This window comes from Agrobacterium tumefaciens (genome assembly GCA_025559845.1).
Lineage (GTDB): Bacteria > Pseudomonadota > Alphaproteobacteria > Rhizobiales > Rhizobiaceae > Agrobacterium.
The window spans coordinates 1622412-1644255 of sequence record CP048469.1 but is presented as its reverse complement, the minus strand read 5'-3'; the positions used below and the strand labels follow the sequence as shown (position 1 = coordinate 1644255).

At 58.8% G+C, this 21844-nt stretch carries 21 protein-coding genes, 1 tRNA gene and 1 riboswitch; of the genes, 11 read left to right on the top strand and 11 right to left on the bottom strand.

The genetic code is table 11. The features are described 5' to 3' along the window. Positions 1-99 precede the first annotated feature (99 nt). Positions 100-1779: an NAD+ synthase gene (locus FY156_08325; protein UXS01481.1), complete on the top strand. Its 1680-nt coding sequence runs from the start codon at positions 100-102 to the stop codon at positions 1777-1779. Positions 1780-1864: 85 nt separating this feature from the next. Here FY156_08325 and FY156_08320 read toward each other — a convergent pair whose 3' ends face one another. Beyond that, on the bottom strand, positions 1865-2242 hold the full coding sequence (locus FY156_08320; protein UXS03082.1) for a VOC family protein: 378 nt from the start codon (positions 2240-2242) through the stop codon (positions 1865-1867). A gap of 178 nt (positions 2243-2420) precedes the next feature. Between FY156_08320 and FY156_08315 the strand changes: the two genes are divergently transcribed. Both FY156_08315 and bluB read left to right on the top strand, forming a co-directional pair. Further along, a complete protein-coding gene (locus FY156_08315; protein ID UXS01480.1) occupies positions 2421-3251 on the top strand; it encodes a TolB family protein in 831 nt (276 codons plus the stop codon). 176 nt (positions 3252-3427) lie between these two features. Continuing rightward, positions 3428-3610: riboswitch (cobalamin riboswitch) on the top strand. Positions 3611-3683: 73 nt separating this feature from the next. Continuing rightward, positions 3684-4370, top strand: a complete 687-nt coding sequence (gene bluB / locus FY156_08310) for a 5,6-dimethylbenzimidazole synthase (GenBank protein UXS01479.1) — start codon at positions 3684-3686, stop codon at positions 4368-4370. 6 nt (positions 4371-4376) lie between these two features. Here bluB and FY156_08305 read toward each other — a convergent pair whose 3' ends face one another. Then, complete coding sequence (locus FY156_08305) at positions 4377-5513, bottom strand: DUF2865 domain-containing protein (protein UXS01478.1); 1137 nt, start codon at positions 5511-5513, stop codon at positions 4377-4379. Between the two features lie 98 nt (positions 5514-5611). Beyond that, positions 5612-7927, bottom strand: a complete 2316-nt coding sequence (locus FY156_08300) for an NADP-dependent malic enzyme (GenBank protein UXS01477.1) — start codon at positions 7925-7927, stop codon at positions 5612-5614. Positions 7928-8160: 233 nt separating this feature from the next. Here FY156_08300 and FY156_08295 point away from each other — a divergent pair, with 233 nt between their 5' ends. After that, the gene (locus tag FY156_08295) at positions 8161-9000 is read left to right on the top strand and encodes a UDP-2,3-diacylglucosamine diphosphatase (protein ID UXS01476.1); all 840 of its coding nucleotides are present in this window, start codon (positions 8161-8163) and stop codon (positions 8998-9000) included. 67 nt (positions 9001-9067) lie between these two features. Here the strand turns inward: FY156_08295 and FY156_08290 are convergent, their stop codons facing one another. After that, on the bottom strand, positions 9068-10051 hold the full coding sequence (locus FY156_08290) for a dipeptide epimerase (GenBank protein UXS01475.1): 984 nt from the start codon (positions 10049-10051) through the stop codon (positions 9068-9070). A 143-nt stretch (positions 10052-10194) separates the two neighbouring features. Here FY156_08290 and FY156_08285 point away from each other — a divergent pair, with 143 nt between their 5' ends. The 5 genes from FY156_08285 to FY156_08265 all read left to right on the top strand — a co-directional run bounded on the left by FY156_08285 (position 10195) and on the right by FY156_08265 (position 15267). Further along, complete coding sequence (locus FY156_08285; protein UXS01474.1) at positions 10195-11355, top strand: ABC transporter permease; 1161 nt, start codon at positions 10195-10197, stop codon at positions 11353-11355. 10 nt (positions 11356-11365) lie between these two features. Then, on the top strand, positions 11366-12202 hold the full coding sequence (locus FY156_08280) for an ABC transporter ATP-binding protein (GenBank protein UXS01473.1): 837 nt from the start codon (positions 11366-11368) through the stop codon (positions 12200-12202). Between the two features lie 8 nt (positions 12203-12210). Then, positions 12211-13581, top strand: coding sequence for an MCE family protein (locus tag FY156_08275; GenBank protein UXS01472.1), 1371 nt, complete (start codon positions 12211-12213; stop codon positions 13579-13581). After that, the gene (locus FY156_08270; GenBank protein UXS01471.1) at positions 13562-14203 is read left to right on the top strand and encodes an ABC transporter; all 642 of its coding nucleotides are present in this window, start codon (positions 13562-13564) and stop codon (positions 14201-14203) included. The genes FY156_08275 and FY156_08270 overlap by 20 nt, the downstream gene beginning before the upstream one ends. 95 nt (positions 14204-14298) lie before the next feature. After that, the gene (locus FY156_08265) at positions 14299-15267 is read left to right on the top strand and encodes a prolyl oligopeptidase family serine peptidase (GenBank protein ID UXS01470.1); all 969 of its coding nucleotides are present in this window, start codon (positions 14299-14301) and stop codon (positions 15265-15267) included. A 27-nt stretch (positions 15268-15294) separates the two neighbouring features. Here the strand turns inward: FY156_08265 and FY156_08260 are convergent, their stop codons facing one another. Further along, positions 15295-15732, bottom strand: coding sequence for a PACE efflux transporter (locus tag FY156_08260; GenBank protein UXS01469.1), 438 nt, complete (start codon positions 15730-15732; stop codon positions 15295-15297). 480 nt (positions 15733-16212) lie between these two features. Here FY156_08260 and FY156_08255 point away from each other — a divergent pair, with 480 nt between their 5' ends. Further along, the gene (locus FY156_08255) at positions 16213-16458 is read left to right on the top strand and encodes a hypothetical protein (GenBank protein UXS01468.1); all 246 of its coding nucleotides are present in this window, start codon (positions 16213-16215) and stop codon (positions 16456-16458) included. A 75-nt stretch (positions 16459-16533) separates the two neighbouring features. Here FY156_08255 and FY156_08250 read toward each other — a convergent pair whose 3' ends face one another. The 6 genes from FY156_08250 to FY156_08225 form a co-directional block, all read right to left on the bottom strand. Beyond that, positions 16534-16722: a hypothetical protein gene (locus tag FY156_08250; GenBank protein UXS01467.1), complete on the bottom strand. Its 189-nt coding sequence runs from the start codon at positions 16720-16722 to the stop codon at positions 16534-16536. 183 nt (positions 16723-16905) lie between these two features. Beyond that, positions 16906-17130, bottom strand: coding sequence for a hypothetical protein (locus FY156_08245; GenBank protein ID UXS01466.1), 225 nt, complete (start codon positions 17128-17130; stop codon positions 16906-16908). A gap of 221 nt (positions 17131-17351) precedes the next feature. After that, a complete protein-coding gene (locus FY156_08240) occupies positions 17352-17603 on the bottom strand; it encodes a hypothetical protein (GenBank protein UXS01465.1) in 252 nt (83 codons plus the stop codon). 143 nt (positions 17604-17746) lie between these two features. Continuing rightward, positions 17747-18079 carry a DUF3108 domain-containing protein gene (locus FY156_08235; protein UXS01464.1) on the bottom strand — a complete coding sequence of 111 codons (333 nt, stop codon included), beginning with the start codon at positions 18077-18079 and terminating at the stop codon, positions 17747-17749. A 390-nt stretch (positions 18080-18469) separates the two neighbouring features. After that, positions 18470-18545, bottom strand: a tRNA-Lys gene (locus tag FY156_08230). A 157-nt stretch (positions 18546-18702) separates the two neighbouring features. Further along, the gene (locus FY156_08225) at positions 18703-18957 is read right to left on the bottom strand and encodes a GlsB/YeaQ/YmgE family stress response membrane protein (GenBank protein ID UXS01463.1); all 255 of its coding nucleotides are present in this window, start codon (positions 18955-18957) and stop codon (positions 18703-18705) included. 128 nt (positions 18958-19085) lie between these two features. On the opposite strand from FY156_08225, the gene FY156_08220 reads away from it, so the two are divergent. Further along, positions 19086-21683 (top strand): mechanosensitive ion channel family protein, encoded by a 2598-nt coding sequence (locus tag FY156_08220; GenBank protein ID UXS03081.1) that lies wholly within the window; start codon positions 19086-19088, stop codon positions 21681-21683. Positions 21684-21844: the final 161 nt, after the last annotated feature.

Sequence of the window (21844 nt, the reverse complement as noted above, 5' to 3'; positions counted from 1 at the left end):
ACACAGATGGCGCGATAACCTCTGCGTGAACGCAAGTGATGATGCGCACACTGCATTTGCCGCGTTGCGGAGCGGGCGCGAGCGCGGTAATGAAGAGCCATGAGCGACAGACAGACCACTGCGAACCATCTCCGGATTGCCGTCGGGCAGTTCAATCCCACAGTCGGCGACGTGGCGGGCAATCTCGCCAAGGCGCGTGAGGCGAGAGCCGATGCAGCAACGCAGGGGGCCGATCTCCTGCTTCTGACGGAGCTGTTCATTTCCGGCTATCCGCCTGAAGATCTGGTTTTGAAACCGGCTTTTCTGAAAGCTTGCCTCAAGGCCGTGGAAGAACTGGCAGCGGATACGGCCGATGGCGGGCCGGGCGTGATTATCGGGTTCCCGCGCCAGGGCGAGACCGGCCGGCACAATTCTGTGGCGCTTATCGACGGTGGCAAGATCATTGCGCTGCGCGACAAGATCGACCTGCCGAACTACGGCGAGTTCGACGAAAAACGCGTCTTTTCGGAAGGTTCGATTTCCGGCCCCTATAATTTCCGGGGCGTGCGGATCGGCATTCCGATCTGCGAGGAAATCTGGAACGACATGGGTGTCTGCGAGACGCTGGCGGAAAGCGGCGCCGAGCTATTGCTGGTGCCGAACGGATCGCCCTATTATCGCGGAAAACTCGATGTTCGCCATCAGGTCGCGCTGAAACAGGTGATCGAAAGCGGCTTGCCGCTGATTTTCGCCAACCAGCTTGGTGGCCAGGACGAACTGGTGTTCGACGGCGCAAGCTTTGCCTTCAATGCCGACAAGACGCTGGCCTTCCAGATGAGCCAGTTCGAGGCGACACTTGCCGTTACCGACTGGAAGCGCAACGGCGATGGCTGGCGCTGCGAAAACGGGCCGTTCTCGAAAATTCCTGAAGGCGAAGAGGCTGACTACCGGGCCTGCCTGCTTGGCTTCCGCGACTACGTCAACAAGAACGGCTTCAAGAGCGTGGTGCTCGGCCTTTCCGGTGGCATCGATTCGGCCATCTGCGCGGCAATCGCCGTGGATGCGCTGGGCGAGGAGCGGGTTCGCTGCATCATGCTGCCATACCGCTACACTTCCGAAGATTCGCTGAAGGATGCTGCGGACTGCGCCAGGGCACTTGGCTGCCGTTACGATATCGTGCCGATTGCCGAGCCGGTGGACGGTTTCATGTCGGCGCTGTCGGACCTGTTCGAAGGCACGGAAGAGGGCATTACCGAAGAAAACCTGCAGAGTCGTGCCCGTGGAACGATCCTGATGGCCGTTTCCAACAAGTTCGGCTCGATGGTGGTGACGACGGGTAACAAGTCGGAAATGTCGGTCGGTTATGCCACGCTCTATGGCGACATGAACGGCGGCTTCAACCCGATCAAGGATCTGTACAAGATGCAGGTCTACGCAATTTCGAAATGGCGGAACGACCATGTGCCGCCTGGCGCCCTCGGCCCTTCGGGCGAGGTCATTCCGCAGAACATCATCTCCAAGGCGCCATCCGCCGAGCTTCGTCCCAACCAGACGGACCAGGATTCGCTGCCGCCATATCCGGTCCTCGACGATATTCTGGAATGCCTGGTCGAGCAGGAAATGTCGGTTGAGGATATCGTGGCGCGTGGTCATGACGTTGCCACCGTGCACCGCATCGAGCATCTGCTCTATCTCGCCGAATACAAACGCCGCCAGTCGGCGCCGGGCGTGAAGATCACCAAAAAGAACTTCGGCCGCGACCGGCGTTACCCGATCACCAATCGCTTCCGTGACCGGTAGTTTTTTATGACGCGCAGCTTTAGCTGCGCGTCATTTTCACCGCCGGCAAACGGCACGGAGTGAACCGCGCCGCCGGATCTGGCCTTTATATGGCTTGCCCGACATCGATGCGGTTGCCATCCGGGTCTTCGAAAACGAAGGCCCGCAAACCATAGTCCTTGTCCTGAAGGCCCTTGATGATGCGCAGGCCGTGCGCCCTGCAAAGGGCGTGCAGCGCGTCGACATCGCTCACCATCATATGCGCCACGTTGAAGGGGGCTGCCTTGTGCGATGGCTGCAGGGTCAGGTGCAGTTCGGCATTGCCCTGCTTCAGGATCATGAAGCCAACGGGATTGCCGTTTTCGAAGGTTTTGGTGAAGCCCAGCACACCCACATAGAAATCATGGGCCGTCTGGATATTCTTGACGGGAAGCATTGCGGCGATACGGCCGAACCGGATCGCTTGATCGGCATTGGTATTCATCGAGAAACCTCGAAGGAGAGAGGGCGACAGACGCGGACGGTGCCGGTTCGTTGCCATGCTCCAAATTTTCGTATGCAGGACGGTGCCTGCGACGTTGTGACCATAAAGGCAGCTTCGGGGTATGCAAGCGCCAAATGTTTCGGCCATAGTGCGGGTCGATGACGAAGCGGGAGGCAGTATGCGCAGTTCGATCGAAATCTATAATATCCGCACACGCCAGATGCGGGTGGTCTGGCAGACACCGGAACTGTTCGAGGCGCCGAACTGGTCGCCTGATGGCACGTATCTGCTGCTTAATTCCGAGGGATTTCTTTATCGCCTGCCGCTTTCCGGCGATCCTTCGCCTCAGAAGGTCGACACGGGGTTTGCGACGATCTGCAACAACGATCACGGCATTTCACCCGATGGGTCGATGTATGCGCTCTCGGACAAGGTGGAGTTCGGTAAGAGCACCATATATCTTTTGCCATCCTCCGGTGGCGCGCTGAGGCTGATGACGAAAAACCTGCCGTCCTACTGGCATGGCTGGTCGCCGGATGGAAAGCAGTTCGCCTATTGTGGCATTCGCGATCAGGTGTTCGACATTTATTCCATGGAGATCGAGACCGGTATCGAGACCCGCCTGACGCATGGCGAGGGGCGCAATGATGGCCCGGATTATTCTGCCGACGGGCAGTGGATCTATTTCAACTCCAGCCGCACCGGCCAGATGCAGATCTGGCGCGTGCGCACCGATGGTTCGGCGGTCGAGCGCGTGACGGACAGCGCCTATGGCGACTGGTTTCCGCACCCGTCACCGAAGGGGGACAAGGTGGTTTTCATCTCCTATGATGGCGATGTCTTCGACCATCCACGCGACCTCGATGTGCGCGTGCGGCTGATGGACCCCGATGGCGGCAATGTCGAAACGCTGTTTGATCTCTTCGGCGGGCAGGGCACGATGAACTCCCCTAACTGGTCTCCGGATGGGGATGAGTTTGCCTATGTCAGGTATTTCCCTGTCGGATAAGCTAGCGGGCGTGTTTGTCTCCGTCACAACGCCTGCATGAAAGAGATATTTCCAGCCCAAGGATTTGGGCTGGCCGGATTTCGGCTCAAGGCCCAAAAAGACGGGCAGGCTGGGCATTTGCCACAGCCATGTCGGCGTTCGGCATTCATGATGCTTGCATTCCCGCGCTGCCGTGGCCATAACCTCAGGCATCAGGTGCCTGCCCATGGGGCAGGAGAATCGGGAATCCGGTGTGAGACCGGAACGTGCCCAGCGCTGTAAGGCGGACACCAGCTTTGATTGCCACTGAAGTCATTCGGGAAGGCGAAGCGGGTGGATGAAGCCAAGTCAGAAGACCGGCCTGATACGATAGACCAACCCGCGCGGACGGCGGAAGGTTGTTGATGGGTGAGGCGCTCTCGTGTCTTGCCCCGGCATTGTTGGGGATTAACGATGCAACCTGAAGACTTCCGCAAGGCCATGCGTCCGGCCAGTGAATTTTGCGAACAAGACAAGGCGGCGCTTTACCGCGCCATTGAAACGCGCCGGGATGTGCGCGACGAATTCCTGCCCGATCCGCTGCCGGATGATCTGGTGACGCGCCTGCTGGCCGCCGCACATGCCGCGCCATCCGTCGGTTTCATGCAGCCGTGGAATTTCACTCTTGTCACCGATGGCGCCATCAAGCAGGCGGCCTGGGTGGCGTTTCGCCGCGCCAATGAAGAGGCGGCGGAGATGTTTTCCGGCGAGCGGCAGGCGCTTTACCGCAGTCTGAAGTTGGAGGGACTTCGCAAGGCGCCGCTCAGCATTTGTGTGACCTGCGACCCGACCCGTGGCGGCGATGTGGTGCTGGGACGTACCCATAATCTGCGCACGGACGTCTATTCCACCGTCTGCGCCATCCAGAATCTCTGGCTTGCTGCGCGGGCTGAAGGGATCGGCGTTGGCTGGCTCAGCATCTTTCATGACAGCGATATTCGCGTCATTCTCGATATTCCCGAGCATATCGAAATCGTCGCCTGGCTCTGCCTCGGCCGCGTCGACACGCTCTATAGCGAGCCGGAACTTGCCGTCAAAGGCTGGCGCCAGCGCCTGCCACTGGAAGAGCTGGTGTTCAGGAACGGCTGGGGCAACCGTTGAGCGTTGTTACTGTTGCGGCTGGATACCCTTGAGGGCAGGGTTCTTCAGGTCTATGCGGCTTGTTTCGTCCGGCAGGAATTTTGGGCCGACGACGCGCACCTTGTTGTTGTGCGGATCATACTCGCGCTCCGGAACTTGTAGTTCCGGCGCCTTGGCAGCCTCGGGTTCGACAGGCTTCGCCACTTTGTCTCCCGGTGGTGACGTGATGTCGGTGATGCTGGAGTAGGGCTTTTCGGCCTCAGGCGTCGCAGCCGCTTCCTGCTTTTTCATCTCGTCCTGATAGGCCGCCATGTTGCAGCTACAGCCCGGTGCGCGGGTGGACGCATTGCGATAGGCGAAAGCCGTCGGCAGTTCCTTGTAGGGTTTGCCGGTTTCGGCCGATACCATGTCGGATGTCTCCTGATCCGTCATGGAGTGGTAATAAAGTTCCGTTTCCGTGCCAGGGCACATGTTGCGGCACTGTTCCGCCTGTCCACGAAAATCAAGTGGCGAGGCGTTGGAAGCAATCGGAAAGAATGAACCGTCGCAGGTCTTCACGCAAAGAGTTCTGAGGCCAGTTTCGCCGGATAGGCCGGGTTGCGGCGGGATTCCCGTCTGGTCGTACCGCGGGGCGTTCCCGTATACTGTAACGTTACGTTCCGTCACGGCAGGCCGTTCGGCCTCCACCGGGCTGCAGCCATTTGCGTCCAAAGCCGCCAGAATGCGCTGACGGCGAATGCCGGGATCATCACCGCGCTGGGTTGCCAGCGCCTGATCGCGATCATGGATGATGGCATCGCGCTCGTGTTCGGCGTCGAGAAGCGCATCGCCTATTTCCGCGCAGACACCGGCATTCGGACTGCCGTAGGTGATGATGCTGCCGGAAGAACAGCCGTAGCCGCGCAGATCGTTCCTGATCCTGCGGATGGCAATGTTCTGGCGGGCAAGGGCGTTGGCATAGAAGCGGACTTCCGCCGTGTTGCCAATGACGCGAGGTGGCTCACGCAACTGGGCATACAGCGTGTCGCACACCTCGTTCGCAAATGCTGCAGCGGGTGCGGCAAGGAACATCACAAAAAAGAAGCCGGTCATGCGGCTGCGGCAGGTCAATTTGTCCGTTCCGTCAGGTCTTGCGGGCAATGCTGTCAGCCGTGCTGTCGGCATTGCCAGTCCAAAGTGTCTTTTCGGACTTTAGCATATGCCGTTGCCGCAAGGCGGCAACAGCGCGTTCAAAATTGCGTTAATATCCCGTCAGGAGGCCATCACACCGAAGGGTGCGAGGCCTGAACGACAGCCAGAGCCGCCATGTTGACGACGCCGCGCGAGGTGACCGACGGCGACAGGATATGGGCCGGCAGAGCCGTGCCGAGCAGGATCGGACCGACATGGAGACCTTCTGTCAGCGTGCGGGTCACACCGAGCGTGATGTTGGCGGCATCGAGGTTCGGGAAGACCAGAAGGTTGGCTTCGCCCGTCAGTGCGCTGTTCGGCATGGCGCGCTTGCGCAGTGCTTCCGAAAGCGCGGAACCACCCTGCATTTCGCCGTCCACTTCCAGTTCCGGTGCCACGTTCTGGATGATCTGCAGCGCACGACGCATCTTGCGGGCGCTTTCTGAATCACGCGAACCGAAGTTCGAATGGCTGGCGAGCGCGATCTTCGGCGTAATGCCGAAACGACGGATTTCCTTGGCGGCAAGTACCGCCATTTCGGCCACTTCTTCCGAGGTCGGCTCGTAATTGACGAAGGTATCCGTCAGGAACAGTGCGCCCTGCTGGGTGATGAGCAGGCTGAGACCGGCGAAGGAGCGGACGCCTTCCTGCTTGCCGATGATCTGGTTGACGTCCCGCAGATGGCGGTCGTAACGGCCTTCAAGGCCGCAGATCAGGGCGTCTGCTTCACCACGCTTCACCGAGAGCGCACCGATGACGGTGCTGTTGGTACGAACGATGGTACGCGCCGCTTCCGGGTTTATGCCGACACGGCCAACGAGGGCAAAATAGTCGTCGACATATTCGCGGTAACGCGGATCGTCTTCCGGGTTCACGACGGCAAAGTCGGTGTGCGGACGGATACGCAGGCCAAAACGCTTCAGGCGCGTTTCGATGATCTGCGGACGGCCGATCAGGATCGGAACGCCGGTGCCTTCTTCGAGAAGAACCTGTGCGGCACGCAGGACGCGTTCGTCTTCGCCTTCCGCGAAGATGATGCGCTTCTTTTCCGCGACCTTGGCCGTGTTGAAGATCGGCTTCATGATGAAGCCCGAACGCCAGACGAAGCGGTTCAACTGGTCGAGATAGGCTTCGAAATCGGTGATCGGACGCGCGGCGACACCGCTTGCGGCCGCAGCACGGGCAACAGCGGGCGCGATGCGCAGGATCAGGCGCGGATCGAATGGCGACGGGATGAGGTAGTTCGGGCCAAAGACCGGCGTATCGCCGCTATAGGCCTTGGCGGCAACTTCGGAGACTTCCTCACGCGCCAGCGCTGCGATGGCCTCGACGGCGGCCATCTTCATCTCTTCGTTGATGGTCGTGGCGCCGCAATCCAGCGCGCCGCGGAAGATGTACGGGAAGCAGAGAACGTTGTTGACCTGGTTCGGGAAGTCAGAACGGCCAGTGCAGATCATCGCGTCCGGACGGGCAGCGCGCGCAGCCTCGGGCATGATTTCCGGGTTCGGGTTGGCAAGCGCCAGGATCAGCGGGTTTTCCGCCATGCGCTCCAGCAGTTCCGGCTTCAGCACGCCTGCAGCCGAAAGGCCGAGGAACACGTCTGCGCCATCAATGGTTTCGGCAAGCACGCGCTTGTCGCTCTTCTGGGCGTAAACTTCCTTCCACTCGTCCATCAACGTGTTGCGGCCGTCATAGACAAGGCCCTCAATGTCGTGGACCCAGATGTTTTCCTTCTTTGCACCCATGGAAACGAGAAGGTTAAGGCAGGCGAGGGCTGCCGCACCGGCGCCGGAGGCGACAATCTTGACGCTCGACAGCGACTTTCCGGTCAGTTCCAGAGCGTTGGTGACGGCTGCCGCAACGATGATGGCCGTACCGTGCTGGTCGTCGTGGAACACCGGGATGTTCATCTTTTCACGAAGCTGACGCTCGACCTCGAAACATTCCGGCGCCTTGATGTCTTCAAGGTTGATGCCGCCGAAGGTCGGCTCCAGTGCTGAAATGGTCGAGACCATGTCGTTGATGCCGGGCGCGTCGATTTCGATGTCGAACACGTCGATTCCGGCGAATTTCTTGAACAGAACGGCCTTGCCTTCCATGACCGGCTTCGACGCCAGCGGGCCGATGTTGCCGAGACCGAGAACGGCGGTGCCGTTCGAGATCACCGCAACCAGATTGGCGCGGGCCGTGTAATCGGCAGCGGTTTCCGGGTTCTCGTGAATGGCGAGGCAGGGTGCGGCAACGCCCGGCGAATAAGCGAGCGCAAGATCGCGCTGGTTGCCGAGCGGCTTGGTCGCCTGGATTTCCAGCTTGCCTGGACGCGGATAGCGGTGAAAAAAGAGCGCCTGTTCTTCAATGTCGGCCTTTGCCGTGGTGGCGGGCGTTTTGTTCTTATCTTGAGACGTCATGCTTTTCACCGTCGTATCTGTTTTGTCTTGGTAGGCACCTGCATACAACAAACAGCCAGTGCGTACAGCCGTTATTTGCCGCTCCGTCATGCAAATTCGGGGCACGGGTTATTCGCATTTTCGTGAGGTGCGCGGCCGGAATTGTCACAAAAAAGCCTGTCTGTCATTTTGCTGAAACACGAGTCTGGTTCTGAGAGGCATGAAAGTCGCAGAAGACGCAGCCGAACAGGGGGATGAATTCCGTGGCCGGTCACAGTGAACCCAGACAGTTCAGAACGCTTTTCATTTCGGACGTCCATCTTGGCTCAAAAGCCGCCAAGACGGATTTCCTGCTCGACTTCCTGAAACATCACGAGGCCGAGACGCTGATACTCGTCGGTGACATCATCGACGGCTGGCGCTTGCGGCGCAGCTGGTACTGGCCGCAGGGCTGCAACGACGTCGTGCAGAAATTGTTGCGCAAGGCGCGCAAGGGTACGCGCATCGTTTACATCCCAGGCAACCATGACGAATTCCTGCGGGAGTTTCCCGGCACGCATTTCGGCGGCATCGAAGTGGCCGAGCGGATGATCCACGAAGCGGCGGATGGCAAGAAATACCTCGTTATCCACGGCGATGAATTCGATGTGGTGGTGCGTAACGCAAGGCTTCTCGCCTATCTCGGCGACTGGGCCTATGACGCGGCCATCGCACTCAACATCGGCATTGCAGCCGTGCGTCGGCGTATCGGCCTGCCTTACTGGTCGTTCTCGGCCTGGGCAAAGCTGCAGGTCAAACACGCCGTCAACTTCATCGGCGAGTTTCAACGCGTTGTCGCCGATGAAGCGCGCCGCAACAATGTGGATGGCGTGATCTGCGGCCATATTCACCATGCGGTGATGGAAGACATGGATGGCATCCGCTACATCAACACCGGTGACTGGGTGGAAAGCTGCACGGCGATTGCCGAAAACATGGATGGCAGCTTCGAACTGATCACCTGGATGCAGGCAAGCGACGTTGCCTCCGAGGGCGCCTCCGACGAGATGGAACCGGTCAACCTGCCGGGCCTGATCGGCAGACGGGCCGCCTGAGTTCACGGCACTTCATATAAAAAGGGGCGCGGTGTAAAATCCGCGCCCTTTTGTTATGGGGGAATGGTCAGCCCCACAGGTCGGGTTTGGGCGGATAAACCAGCGATCCCTCGTAGATGAGGCCGGGTTGGCGATCCTCGGCCAGAAGCAGGGGGCCGTCGACATCGGCAAAGGCCGTGCCCTGTGCGGCGAAGATCGCAGGCGCCATGCCAAGCGAGGTGCCGAGCATGCAGCCGACCATGACGGTATAGCCCAGCCGATCCGCCTCCGCCTTCATCGCCAGCGCTTCCGTCAGACCGCCCGTCTTGTCGAGCTTGATGTTGATTGCGTCGTAGCGATTGCGCAGACCTTCCAGATCCCTGGTGGAATGCACGCTTTCGTCGGCGCAGATCAGGACGGGGTGTTCGATGCGTGCGAGAATATCATCCTTGTCGGCGGGAAGCGGCTGTTCGATCAGCGAAATCTTCAACTCCGCCGCCAGCCGCAGGTAATATTCGATATTGCCGTCATTCCAGCCTTCATTGGCGTCGATGATGATGCGGGCATCGGGGGCTGCGGCGCGTACGGCACGCAGGCGCGCTTCATCGCTCTCCGTGCCGGTCTTGATCTTCAACAATGGGCGGGCGGCATTTTCCGCCGCCTTGGCCGCCATCGTCTCAGGTTCGCCAAGGGAAATCGTGTAGGCGGTGACCAGCGGTTTTGCGGCGGCGCCAAGCACAAGATCGGCAACGCTTTTTCCGGATGTCTTGGCTTCGAGGTCCCACATGGCACAATCCACCGCATTGCGGGCGGCGCCCGGCTTCATCGCCTTTTGCAGTTCGGCACGTGTCAGGCCATTGGAAACGGCGTCGGCCATTGCTTCGATATCGGCGATCACGCCTTCAATGCTCTCGCCGTAACGCGGGTAGGGAACACATTCGCCGCGACCGGCAACGGAACCGTCGCGGATCGTACACGTTACGACGTCGGCGTGAGTCCGGCTGCCGCGCGAGATGGTGAAGCTTCCCGCAACGGGAAAGCGTTCGGTTGTGGCTTGGAGGTAACGGGGCATGATTTTTCACTTCCGAATAAGCGACAAGAAGGGGATGACGCCAAATTTATTACGAATTGTCAGCCGTCACTGTGGCCTGTCAAAGGTCAAAACGTTATGAAACCTTTAAGATTCTCATGAAGGCTGCATTCGCTCGGAGCATTATGCAAGAACAGGACAGACGGCAACAGGCGAACCCGGCCGCAATCTCCGAGGACAACAATGTCCACGGCGAGGGTGTTCGCTACGCGCTGACCGGCTCCTGGCGAAACAGCGATCTGGCGCATGTCTTCGAGGCTGTGGAGAAGATCGGCAAGAGTGCGCCGGGCGGTGCAATCGATATCGACCTCTCCGGCGTCGACGCCATCGACACGACGGGTGCCTGGATCATTCACCGCTTGCGGCAGGAGCTTGAGGCGCGCGGCGCCACCGTCAAGCTCGACGGCAACAGCCGTGTCGAGGACCTCATCGGCCAGTTGCCCGATCAATCGCCACAGCCGAGCGAACCGGTTGAAAAGCGTGGCTGGGCAGAACGCATCTTCGCACCCGTTGGCGAAGCGGTGATCCAGAGCGGTGCGGATTTTCTGGCCGGCATGTATATTCTCGGCTCGGCGGTGCGTGGTGCGCAGATGAAACTCGGGCGCGGACGCGGCGTATCGCCTGCGGCCATCGTCAACCAGATCGACCACATGGGCGTGCGTGCCGTGCCGATCATCGTGCTGATGTCGTTCCTGATCGGTGCGATCATTGCGCAGCAGGGCGCGTTCCAGCTTCGCTATTTTGGCGCGGAAGTCTTCGTTGTCGATCTCGTCGGCATTCTTCAATTGCGTGAAATCGGCGTTCTCCTGACCGCGATCATGATTGCCGGTCGTTCTGGCAGCGCCATTACCGCCGAAATCGGCTCGATGAAGATGCGCGAGGAAATCGACGCGTTGAAGGTCATCGGCCTCAATCCTGTCGGTGTTCTGGTGTTTCCGCGGCTTGTTGCGTTGACGATCGCGTTGCCGCTTCTGACCATTCTGGCCAACTTCGCCGCGCTTTTTGGCGCTGCCGTCGTGGCGCTGCTTTATTCCGGCATCACATTCGAGGTGTTCCTGTCGCGCCTGCATGGCGCGGTCGAGCAATCCACCATTGCCGCCGGCATGATCAAGGCGCCGTTCATGGCGCTCATCATCGGTATCGTTGCTGCGGTGGAAGGCATGAAGGTTGGCGGTTCGGCAGAATCGCTCGGCCAGCATGTGACGTCCTCCGTGGTGAAATCGATCTTCGTCGTCATTCTGGTCGATGGCCTGTTTGCCATCTTCTACGCAGCCATCGATTTTTGAGGAGGGCGCGTTGAACCAGCCGACCACACAGTTACAACCGGCCCAGAAGCCCGAGAAAGACCGCGAAGTGGTGCTTTCGGTCGAAGGCGTTACGGTTGGTTTCAGCGGCAAGAACGTGCTGGAGAACCTCAATCTCAACGTTTATCGCGGCGAAATCCTCGGCTTTATCGGTCCGTCCGGTGCCGGCAAGTCGGTGCTGATGCGCGCGGTGCTGCGTCTTCTTCCCCGTCAGGCGGGCACGATCCGCATTCTCGGCACGGATTACGATAAGGCGACCGAAGACGAGCGCGTGAAGCTCGACACGCGGCTTGGCGTTCTTTTTCAGCAGGGTGCGCTGTTTTCCGGCCTGACGGTCAAGGAAAACATCCAGCTTCCGATGCGTGAATATCTCGACCTGCCGCAGAAGCTGATGGACGAACTGGCCTATCTCAAGATCGAGATGGTCGGTCTGAAGCCCGATGCGGGTGACAAGTATCCGTCGGAGCTTTCCGGTGGAATGATCAAACGTGCCGCCCTTGCCCGCGCGCTGTCGCTCGATCCCGATCTGGTGTTCCTGGATGAACCGACTTCCGGCCTCGATCCCATCGGCGCCGCAGAATTTGATATGCTCATTGCGCGCTTGCGCGATTCGCTCGGTCTGACCGTGTATATGGTGACGCACGATCTCGACAGCCTGTTTTCCGTCTGCGACCGTATTGCGGTGCTGGGGCAGAAGAAGGTTCTTGTCGAGGGAACGCTGCAGGACATGTTTGCCTGCGACGACCCTTGGGTGCAGTCCTATTTTCGCGGCAAGCGGGCGCGTTCTGTCGTTCTTCCGGACGGCAAGCACGAAAATCCGGTGGAGTAACGAACAGTATGGAAACCAAGGCGAACTACACCATTGTCGGAATTTTCACGCTGATCGTGATCGCCGCTGCTTTCGGCTTTGTCTACTGGATGGCTGAGTTCGGCCGTGGTGGGCCGACAGCGCAGCTCACCGTGCGTATTCCCGGCTCGGCAAACGGCCTTTCGGTCGGTTCGCCGGTACGCTTCAACGGTATTCCGGTTGGTACGGTGCGCGGGCTTGCCATCGACCGCGATGATCCGGCCTATTCCATTGCCTTCACCGAAGTGCAGGCCGATGCGCCGGTGTTTCCGTCGACCCGCGCCGTGCTTGAAATTCAGGGCCTGACCGGTGCCGCCTATATCGAACTGTCCGGCGGCAACAAGGATGGCGAGCGCATTCTCCAGAAAGCCGTCGATACCGGTGTTCCTGCCGAACTGACAGCCGATCTTTCGAGCGTGACCAACCTGCTTGCCACTGCCGACAAGATTTTGAAGCGCGCCGATGGCGCCATCGGCGAGCTGCAGGGCTTTGTGCAGGATGCGCGTGGCCCGTTGACGCAGACGGTGCGCAACGCCGAGAAGTTTTCGGATGCGCTGGCTGCCAACTCCGATGGCATCAAGACCTTCATCGCCAGCCTGAGCTCGCTCTCCACCACCGTGCAGTCCGTTTCGGTGCGTCTCGACAGCACGTTGACGGCTGTTGAGGATCTGGTGAAGGCCGTCGATGCCGGCAAGATCGATTCCATTCTGACCAATGTCGACAAGGTGACAAAGGATGTCGCCACCGCATCGAGCGATATTCAGGGCATCATGGAAACGGTGCAGAGCACTGCGCGTAACTTCGAGGCTGCCAGCACCGAGGTGCAGACTGTCGTCAAGCGCGCCGACGCGCTTCTGGCTTCCGTCGATCCGGCCAAGGTCGGCAATGTCGTGGACGATGTGTCCACCGCCACCGCCGATGCACGCGATGCGGTCGCCAACTTCAAGCAGATTGCCGATGATGTGGGCGCACGCCGCGCCGATATCGATCAGGCCGTGTCCGACTTCACCGAAATGGGACGCAAGCTGAACCTCGCATCCAGCCGTGTCGATGGCATTCTTGCCAAGATCGATACCATGCTTGGAACCGAGGATGCCAACTCGCTGTTTGCCAAGGCGCGCGAGACGCTGGTGTCCTTCAAGGCGGTGGCCGACAATCTCAATGCGCGCATCGGTCCGATTGCCGACAATCTGACCCGGTTCTCCGGCTCCGGTCTGAAGGACTTCCAGGCGCTGATCGGCAGCACGCGACAGACCGTCGACAATCTGAACAATGCGATCACCAATATCGACCGCGATCCGCAACGGTTGATTTTCGGGGGCGAAACCGTGAAACAATACGATGGCAGGACCAGGCGTTAAGAGGGGTTTTGGGGTGAAAAGACGACTGATCAGCGGCAATATACGCCGCACCCTTTTGCTGGTTCCGCTGGTATCCGCGCTGCTGGCCGGATGTGCCGGAAGCCCGAAGAACGACACGTTCGATCTGTCGGTTTCGTCGGCTGGCGAGACGCAGGGACCATCGTTGAAAAGCCGGCAGTTGCTGATTGCCGATCCGACCGCTCTGAAGGCGCTCGACAGCGAGAACATCGTTGTGCGGCTTTCGGGATCGGAAGTGCAGTATCTCGCCAATTCGCAGTGGAGCGATCGCCTGCCGCGCATGGTGCAGTCGAAGCTGGTTGAAGCGTTTGAAGATACCGGCAAACTCGGTGGCGTCGGACGGCCGGGGCAGGGCCTTGCCATCGACTATCAGGTCGTGACCGATATCCGCGCCTTCGAGATCGATACGGCGCGCAATGTCGCCAACATCGAAATCTCGGTGAAGCTGCTCAACGATCGCAACGGCACGGTCAAGGCGCAGGAGGTATTCCGCGCCGGTGCCCGCGTCAGCGGCTCGGGTAATGCCAATCTCGTCAAGGCACTCGATCAGGCCTTTGCGGCCGCAACGCGCGATATCGTAAGCTGGACGCTGAAGTCGCTTTAACCGGCTGTCGTCATTCCTGACATGGAAACGCTGTGCGCTCGGTCGTGGCCGGTTTTGACCGGCCGCACCTGATGTTGTCGACATGCGAGGTCCTCATGCGAATTTCAACGATGCTCTTCGTTGCTGCTCTTTCCATTGTTCCGCAGACCGGTGTCGCCTGGGCGGCGGGCCTGCGGCTGGTTGAAGTGCCTTCGTCTCAAGGAAAACCGTCGATAAGGGCGGCATTCTGGTCGCCCTGTGCGGCAGCGCCGATTGACACCCGTATTGGACCTTTTGTGCTGCCCGCCGTGCGCGATTGCGACATCGCCGAGGGGAAATATCCGCTCGTGGTCATTTCGCATGGCTTTGAAGGCACCTATCTCAGCCACCGCGATACGGCTACGGCGCTGGCGGATGCCGGCTTTCTGGTGGTGGCGATCAATCATCCCGGCGACAGTGCTCTCGACATGACGCGGGCCGGCGAGGTCTCGGCGCTGACCGAGCGCCCGTCCGATATGATCCGCCTGCTCGATCATCTGCTTGGCGACTGGGAGGACCGTCGTTTCATCGATGCCGATAAGATTGGTGTCTTCGGCTTTTCGCGTGGCGGCTATACGGCGCTTCTGCTTGCCGGTGCTGTTGCCGATTGGAAGAATGCCACGCTGCCGTGTCCTGAGGGGCAGGCGACAGTCTGCGCCGGGATGAAGGAAGAAGGCGTGGGAATGCGGGGTGCGCTTCATGATGCCAGAGTGAAGGCCGTGTCCGTTGCCGATCCGCTGAATGCTTTTCCCGATGCCGACGATCTGCGAGCGATTACGATCCCCGTCCAGCTCTGGCAGTCGGAGCGCGGTGGCGACGGTGTTACGTCGGAGGATATTGCGGCACTGCGCGACAACCTGCCGGCAAAGCCCGAGTTTCATACGGTGGATGGGGCAGGGCATTTTTCATTTGTCGCCCCGTGTCCGGCCGAAATGGCAGAGATGGCGCCGCAGGTTTGCGGCGATGAAAAGGGGTTTGACCGGGTGGCGTTTCACCGCACGCTCAACGAAGGCGTGGTGGCCTTCTTCAAGGCGTCGTTGCGCTGAGACTGCGCTCAGAGGGGGTAGGGCGGCCTATTCGGCCGCCGCTTCTGTCTGCCACTCAGGCAGCGGGAAAAGCTTGTCGTAGCCCAGATTGAATATGAAGGCATAGACCACGTAGAACAGCGCGAACGAGATATCCATCACCAGCGCATGCATGAGGCTGATACCGAGATACCAGGCGATGAATGGCATCAACGCGATCAGCAGGCCGATCTCGAACAGCACGGCATGGGCGACACGGATTGCTGGCGTCTTGAGCGTGGTGCCCTTCAGGCGCTGCATGGCGTGATCGAAGATCAGGTTGTAGAGATAGTTCCAGGTGGTTGCCAGCGTGGCGCTGACCACACCGACGATACCGATGTCTTCCATCGGCATGCCGAAAACCAGCGCACCGAGCGGAACGACCAGCAAAAGACCGATGATTTCAAAGCTGAGCGCGTGGCGGATACGATCTGCAAGGGAACGCATGGTGTTCTCCGGTTGATGTCCGGGCCGTCCCGATGCGATTGCCATGATGGCCGAGGTCGTCCTCGCGAGAGCGATATAAGCCTTTGCAGTGCCGCTTTCAAGCATTTGCAGGGATAGCTGAGGGAACAAGACGGCATGTCTGTCGTTAACGCCTCGGAAGGAGGCGTGCCATGCAGCAGAATTCCACAGCCGGAAGAACGATTAAGGCCGCAAACACGGAAACGGTATCGACGTATCATCCGATCATCATTCCCCTCAAGGGAAGTTTCGCCGCGATGATATTCCGCCGTTCCCGAGGCCCAAAAACACATGATGTGCAAAAAGGGTAGCGGTGTTTGATCCGGTTTTTCTTGTTTCAGGCAAGAGAAGATTGGCACGCAGACTGTATTGCCGTTTTTTAGTGCCCACTAAAGTGTGATTTTCAATCAGCAAGATCTCCACATAGACTGGGGATCGCCATAATAGCGAAGGGAGAATGACATGAAATCAGTTCTCATAATCGCCGCTGTACTTGGTTTTTCCGCCAGCGCAGCGTTTGCGGAATGCGCAGGTCATCAACAGATCAACGCATCCGTTCCAGCCGTAGATCGCGAATTCAAGACCGCCAGCATCGTTCCGCCGTCTGATCCGGTGGAAAAACCGATCCTTGTTCTCAAGAAGACAGACCGCCTTCCGTCATCGACGACGGTGGGAGAGCCGGAAGCTGCACTGCAACGCATGCAATAAGCCTGGCGACATCTTCATAAGATCATCCCGCGTGGGCATCTGGTTCGCGCGGGATTTTCATTTTTATCGCTGCAATCAGCTATCCAGCTTCAGCGAAAGCTGCCGCTCTACGGGGCGCTTTTTCAGAACATAGAGCGGGCGGGTGGTGATGACCTCGGTGCGCCGCTGCAATTCACGCCGTCTTTCCAGTGCGCGCTCCCGCATGCCCTGCGAGCGGGCAACAACGGACAGTGCATTTTCTATGGTGATGTCTGGCCTGTTCATGCTGACCTCCATAATGTTCACTTTATGTTCTCATTAATGGCGGTTGATGTCAACACTGTGGCAGCGTGGGCAAGTCCTGTCTGGAAATGGGGCTAAAAAGGGAGGAGGGCGGCTCAGGAGCGGCTTTTCACTGTTCGGGGTGAATGGCGGGCAGATACCCGCCTCCCGTCGTGTGGCGCGCTCTCAGCAGAGCGGGCGCTGTTCTGACAGAACGATCTCGGAGGTAAAGTCGCCGACATGTTCGCTTGCCAGTGCAATGATGGCCATGGCGGCCTGCTGGCGGTTCCATCCGGCATCGATTGCCTTCTCGAGCAACCCCTGGATCGATGGTTCAAGTGCGAACTGGCATTCCGATTGATAGTCGAGCGTGCCGATGGAAAGCGATGGTGGGTTAATGGCGGCCCGCATCGTTTAGTCTCCCTGTTTTCCCGCATGTCGCACGCCATACATAGTGGCGACATGTCTCTTCAGAGGCCCGTGATGCGGCAAGACCTGATATCTCACACGCATCGCAGACAGCGATTCCCCACAGCAGCCGGACGTTAGCGGGAAGTCGCAACGACTGTCAACGAACGGTTGGTGGTGTTTGCAACCGAGACGTCGGGTTACGTGTCGTCAGCTTCGTGATCTCATAATTTTTCACTTCTAAATGGCTTTTTTCGCCAGATCAGCAGGGCCATGACATAAAGGGCGAACATGACGAACCAGGCGAGCGGGGCAACCATGAAGAGGGCAGCGTAACCGCAGCTTCCCTCGAAACAGGAGCCGAGAAGGCCATTTGCGGCAAGCGCCGACGACAATAAAAATGCAAGCGTTCCGCTTCCGACGATGCCGAGAACGAACAGCACTATATTGGTGATCAGTCTCATGGTCTCAATCATAAGTACGATTAAGACAGCTTTGGGGAAAAACGCGGTCGATCCGGAAATTTTAACGGGTGGGGCAAATCAAAGGCAGATTCCGCCCTAGCGGCTTCGCTGAATCATCAGCGAAGCGTCTGTCGGGCAGGCCGTCTCGCCGTCACCTATTCCGTGATTGTGTATTCGCCGAGTTCACAGAGGTCCTGCGTGTCTTCGAGATCTTCCAGCTCGTCGCCCTGAAATTCGAAGCGCATGTCGTATTTGCATACGGTGCGGCCATCGGCGATGGTGATCTCGATCGCTTCGCCCGGACCGAGCGCCTGTTTGCCGAAAACGTCATTTTCCCAATCGTCGACGCCGACCGGTGAGGTGTAAAATGCGTTCAGGACGGAATTGGTGCCGTTCTTCAGCGTGAAGACGAGATCTTCCGCGTGGGAAGCACTGGCAACCGTCATTGCCGCGCCAAAGACCGCGACTGCGACCAAATTCAATTTCATTGTTCCCCTCCAACCCATGTTGTGCCGGGAGAGAAATACAGGGAAGAATAGCCGTTGCAATTTGTATCACTTGGCGTGGTTAAATTTCATGATTTCAGCGGGGTTCGGTGATTAACCGATACAATTCCTGACTATAGAATCGCATGGTACTCGCGTTCTACATGAAATTTATTGGTCTGATGCCGTTTATGTGTGGTGAGGGCATTGCTGCGATGCGGCAATCGGCAGAGAGACGTCAATATGGGACGTCGCCGCCATCATTCCCTTGGCGCCGGGCAGAGAATTCAAAGTGTCGAGAAGATTGACGACGTTCAGGCTGAAACCGCTACGCCAAGCGCCTCGAAAGCGCTTTAACGAAAATCAGCAACGTATTGTCTTTTTGAGAGAATTTGGTGGGTGATGTAGGGCTCGAACCTACGACCCGCTGATTAAGAGTCAGCTGCTCTACCAACTGAGCTAATCACCCGCCGCCCGCCGTCTGGCGGTGTGAGAGGCCGTATAAAGAGGATCATTCTGGTTGTCTAGCGTCGAAATGAATTTTCTTCGATTTTTATGACAGAAAAATTTCGGCAATCGCGAAAAGTGCCGGAAAACCGGGGTTTTCCGGCTTTTCTTTTTTTTCGCTATCCGCGTCTGAACATTCGCCCGATCGCGATCAAAATACATGCGCCGACGAATCCGGCGATGAGATAACCGAGCCAACCCGTCAAAACGATTCCGAAAACGGCAAGAATGGCGTTGGCGACGACCGCACCGACGATTCCAAGTAGGATGTTCATGAAAACACCCATATTGCTTTTCATGAATTGTTCGGCGAGCCACCCGGCGATGCCACCGATGATGATGGCTGCAATCCAGCCAATGCCAGCAGATTCCATGATTTCCTCCCATGATTGCTGCAATATCAAAGGTGGTGATTCTCGCGTTGGAAGGCAAGGCAATCCTTGGGGAAACACCCCTTTTGCGGGTAGTTTTCAAGGTGTCGGGCATTGACGGGCCGGGTGCGATGATCGAGACGACGGAAAGGAACGGAGTGCGGTTGATGTTTGATAAGCGGCATAAATTCATCGGGGCGATTGTGCTGGCCCTCATTGGCGGAATGTTCTTTTCCGCAATGCAGGCTTCCGCCCAGGAGGAAACGCCGCCAACCGCTGTCGGAATCCAGCAATCGGTTTCCGAGCAGGCCAAAACCGATCTCGAACGCTGGAAGGCCGATGTCGCCAGAGTGACCAGCCAGATCGAGGCGGGTGGCAACGACGATGCCAAACTGGTGGATATGAAGGGGCAGGTCGACCAGATCGCCGGTGATGCGGGTGCGACCAACAGCAAGCTGCGTGCGCGCCTCGACCAGATCAAGGCCCGGCTTGATGCGCTTGGCGAACCGCCAGCCGAAGGGCAGGCGCCCGAAGCCAGCGTCGTTACCGAAGAGCGCACCCGTCTGACGTCCGAACGGGCCGAAGTGAATGCCATTGCCGGCGAGGTGGACAGCATCGCCACCAATGCGGCGCAGATTTCCAACAATATCACGGCTGTCCGCCGTGCACTGTTTGCTGCGACACTGTTCAAGCGGACGGACCTGTCCGCAGCCACATTTACAGAGGCCACGTCTGCTTTTGTTGACGAACTCTCCAATCTCAACAACGCCGTCAGCAGCTGGGTAACGTTCGTCTGGAACTACAAGCGCCTTCCGATGTTCGGCGCGGTGGCGCTTTCCGTCATGGCGGCGATGCTGTTCCTGGTCGGCGGCTATCGCTTTTTCGGCAGCCGCATGGACCGGCGGGCGTTTTCGGGTGAACCGTCTTATCTGCGACGCCTGTCGCTCGCCTTCTGGTCGACGATGGTTCAGTCGCTCTCGCTGTTCCTGTTCCTCATCACCTCGGCCTTCTTCCTAGACAATTTCAACGTCCTGCGGTCCGATATCGCGCCGATCCTGTTCGGCGCCATGGCGATCATCGGCTTCGTCTATTTCGTATCGCGGCTGAGCTACGCGATCTTTGCGCCAACGCAGCCAGAATGGCGTTTGCTGCAGGTCTCGAACAAGGGCGCGCATACGCTCTCGACAGCCGTCGTTCTGATGGCGCTGGTCAATGGTCTCGACTATCTGTTCGGAACCATCAGCGAGACGCTCTATTCGCCTCTGATCGTCACCGTGGCCAAGAGCTTCATTGCGTCTGTGACTATCGGCGTCATTCTTCTCGCCGTGTCGTTCCTGCGACCGGTCATCGGCGAGGGTCAGGACCACGATACCGGCAACCAGCGCCTGCCGCGCTGGCTCGTCATTCTGCTGCGGGTTGGTGGCCTCATTCTCATCGGCGCGTGCCTCACCGGTTATGTCGGCCTTGCGCGGTTCCTGGCCACGCAGATCGTCGCGACCGGCGCGGTGCTGGCAACGATGTACATCGGCATCCTCTCGGGCAAGGCGATTTCACGACAGGGCGCTTTTGCCGAATCCCTGGCCGGCCGCTTCCTGCAGCGGCGCTATAATCTCGGCCCGGTGCCGCTCGATCAGGCTGGTCTTGCCGCCGGTCTCGGCATCTATGTCGTCGCGCTGTTCTTCGGTGTGCCGCTCATCCTGTTCTCCTGGGGCTTCCAGCCGGGCGACATCGAAAGCTGGGCGTACCGTCTTCTGACAGGCATTACCGTCGGCAACGCCTCGATTTCGCTGCTTGGGCTGTTCGGTGGCGTTATGGTCTTCGCCATCGGCTACACCATCACCCGCTGGTTCCAGAAGTGGCTTGATAACAACGTTATGGCGCGCGGCCAGGTGGATGCCGGCGTGCGCAACTCCGTCAAGACGGGTATCGGTTATCTCGGTATTGCCGTTGCGGCGATCTTCGGCGTTTCGTCGGCGGGGCTTAATCTCTCCAGTCTGGCGCTGGTCGCCTCGGCACTGTCGGTCGGTATCGGTTTTGGCCTGCAGAACATCGTGTCGAACTTTGTGTCCGGCCTCATCCTGCTGGTCGAGCGCCCATTCAAGGTTGGTGACTGGGTGGTGACAGGCACGACCGAGGGCACCGTCAAGCGCCTGTCGGTGCGTGCGACCGAAATCGAAACCTTCCGTGGGCAGTCAATCATCGTGCCGAACTCGGAATTCATAAACGCCTCTGTCGGAAACTGGACCCACCGCAACCGCATCATGCGTGCGGAAATTCCCGTTTCGGTGTCCTACAATGCCGATCCGCAGCAGGTGATGGATATTCTCCTCGAGCTGGTACGGGCGCAGCCGCCGGTGCTGCGCAATCCGGAACCGCATGTGGAATTCATGCGGTTTGGCGATTTCGCCCTGGATTTCGAACTGCGTTTCCATCTCGCTGACCTCTCCAGCGGTCTGACCGTCAAGAACGCATTGCGTATCGCCATCCTCAAGCGTTTCCGCGAGGAAGGCATCGAAATTCCGTTCCCGCAGCGCAATCTGAACATCCACGTGGATGGTGAAAACAATCCGCAAATGCTGGCAGCAATTCTCGAAGAGGAAGGCGACAAGACGGTTGTGTCGCGTACCGCTGCCGCATCGGCGAAGGTCGCGCAGACGCCGAAGGAAGACAACAGGGATGACAAGGGCGCCGAACAGCCCAGCAAGTCTGTGTCCGAGGCGCGTCGGTAATATCTTCTGCGGTGGGGCGTCGTGTCTGCGTCTGGAGACGGCGACCCACCGACAGACGGATGACGGCATTTTCTGCCCTGTCGCAGCACCCATTGGCCATGTCGCAATCAGGCGGCTGAACGCAAATCAGTCGCTTCATATTCTCCTCATCGATTTGTCGG

Coding starts and splice junctions, on each gene's coding strand:
- FY156_08260 (UXS01469.1), bottom strand. CDS start 15,732: ATGCGTTCCCTTGCAGATCGTATCCGCCACGCGCTCAGCTTTGAAATC.
- FY156_08270 (UXS01471.1), top strand. CDS start 13,562: ATGGCAGGACCAGGCGTTAAGAGGGGTTTTGGGGTGAAAAGACGACTG.
- FY156_08255 (UXS01468.1), top strand. CDS start 16,213: ATGAAATCAGTTCTCATAATCGCCGCTGTACTTGGTTTTTCCGCCAGC.
- FY156_08220 (UXS03081.1), top strand. CDS start 19,086: ATGATCGAGACGACGGAAAGGAACGGAGTGCGGTTGATGTTTGATAAG.
- FY156_08300 (UXS01477.1), bottom strand. CDS start 7,927: ATGACGTCTCAAGATAAGAACAAAACGCCCGCCACCACGGCAAAGGCC.
- FY156_08320 (UXS03082.1), bottom strand. CDS start 2,242: ATGAATACCAATGCCGATCAAGCGATCCGGTTCGGCCGTATCGCCGCA.
- FY156_08315 (UXS01480.1), top strand. CDS start 2,421: ATGCGCAGTTCGATCGAAATCTATAATATCCGCACACGCCAGATGCGG.
- FY156_08250 (UXS01467.1), bottom strand. CDS start 16,722: ATGAACAGGCCAGACATCACCATAGAAAATGCACTGTCCGTTGTTGCC.
- FY156_08295 (UXS01476.1), top strand. CDS start 8,161: ATGAATTCCGTGGCCGGTCACAGTGAACCCAGACAGTTCAGAACGCTT.
- bluB (UXS01479.1), top strand. CDS start 3,684: ATGCAACCTGAAGACTTCCGCAAGGCCATGCGTCCGGCCAGTGAATTT.
- FY156_08275 (UXS01472.1), top strand. CDS start 12,211: ATGGAAACCAAGGCGAACTACACCATTGTCGGAATTTTCACGCTGATC.
- FY156_08265 (UXS01470.1), top strand. CDS start 14,299: ATGCGAATTTCAACGATGCTCTTCGTTGCTGCTCTTTCCATTGTTCCG.
- FY156_08225 (UXS01463.1), bottom strand. CDS start 18,957: ATGGAATCTGCTGGCATTGGCTGGATTGCAGCCATCATCATCGGTGGC.
- FY156_08305 (UXS01478.1), bottom strand. CDS start 5,513: ATGCCGACAGCACGGCTGACAGCATTGCCCGCAAGACCTGACGGAACG.
- FY156_08290 (UXS01475.1), bottom strand. CDS start 10,051: ATGCCCCGTTACCTCCAAGCCACAACCGAACGCTTTCCCGTTGCGGGA.
- FY156_08235 (UXS01464.1), bottom strand. CDS start 18,079: ATGAAATTGAATTTGGTCGCAGTCGCGGTCTTTGGCGCGGCAATGACG.
- FY156_08285 (UXS01474.1), top strand. CDS start 10,195: ATGCAAGAACAGGACAGACGGCAACAGGCGAACCCGGCCGCAATCTCC.
- FY156_08240 (UXS01465.1), bottom strand. CDS start 17,603: ATGATTGAGACCATGAGACTGATCACCAATATAGTGCTGTTCGTTCTC.
- FY156_08245 (UXS01466.1), bottom strand. CDS start 17,130: ATGCGGGCCGCCATTAACCCACCATCGCTTTCCATCGGCACGCTCGAC.
- FY156_08325 (UXS01481.1), top strand. CDS start 100: ATGAGCGACAGACAGACCACTGCGAACCATCTCCGGATTGCCGTCGGG.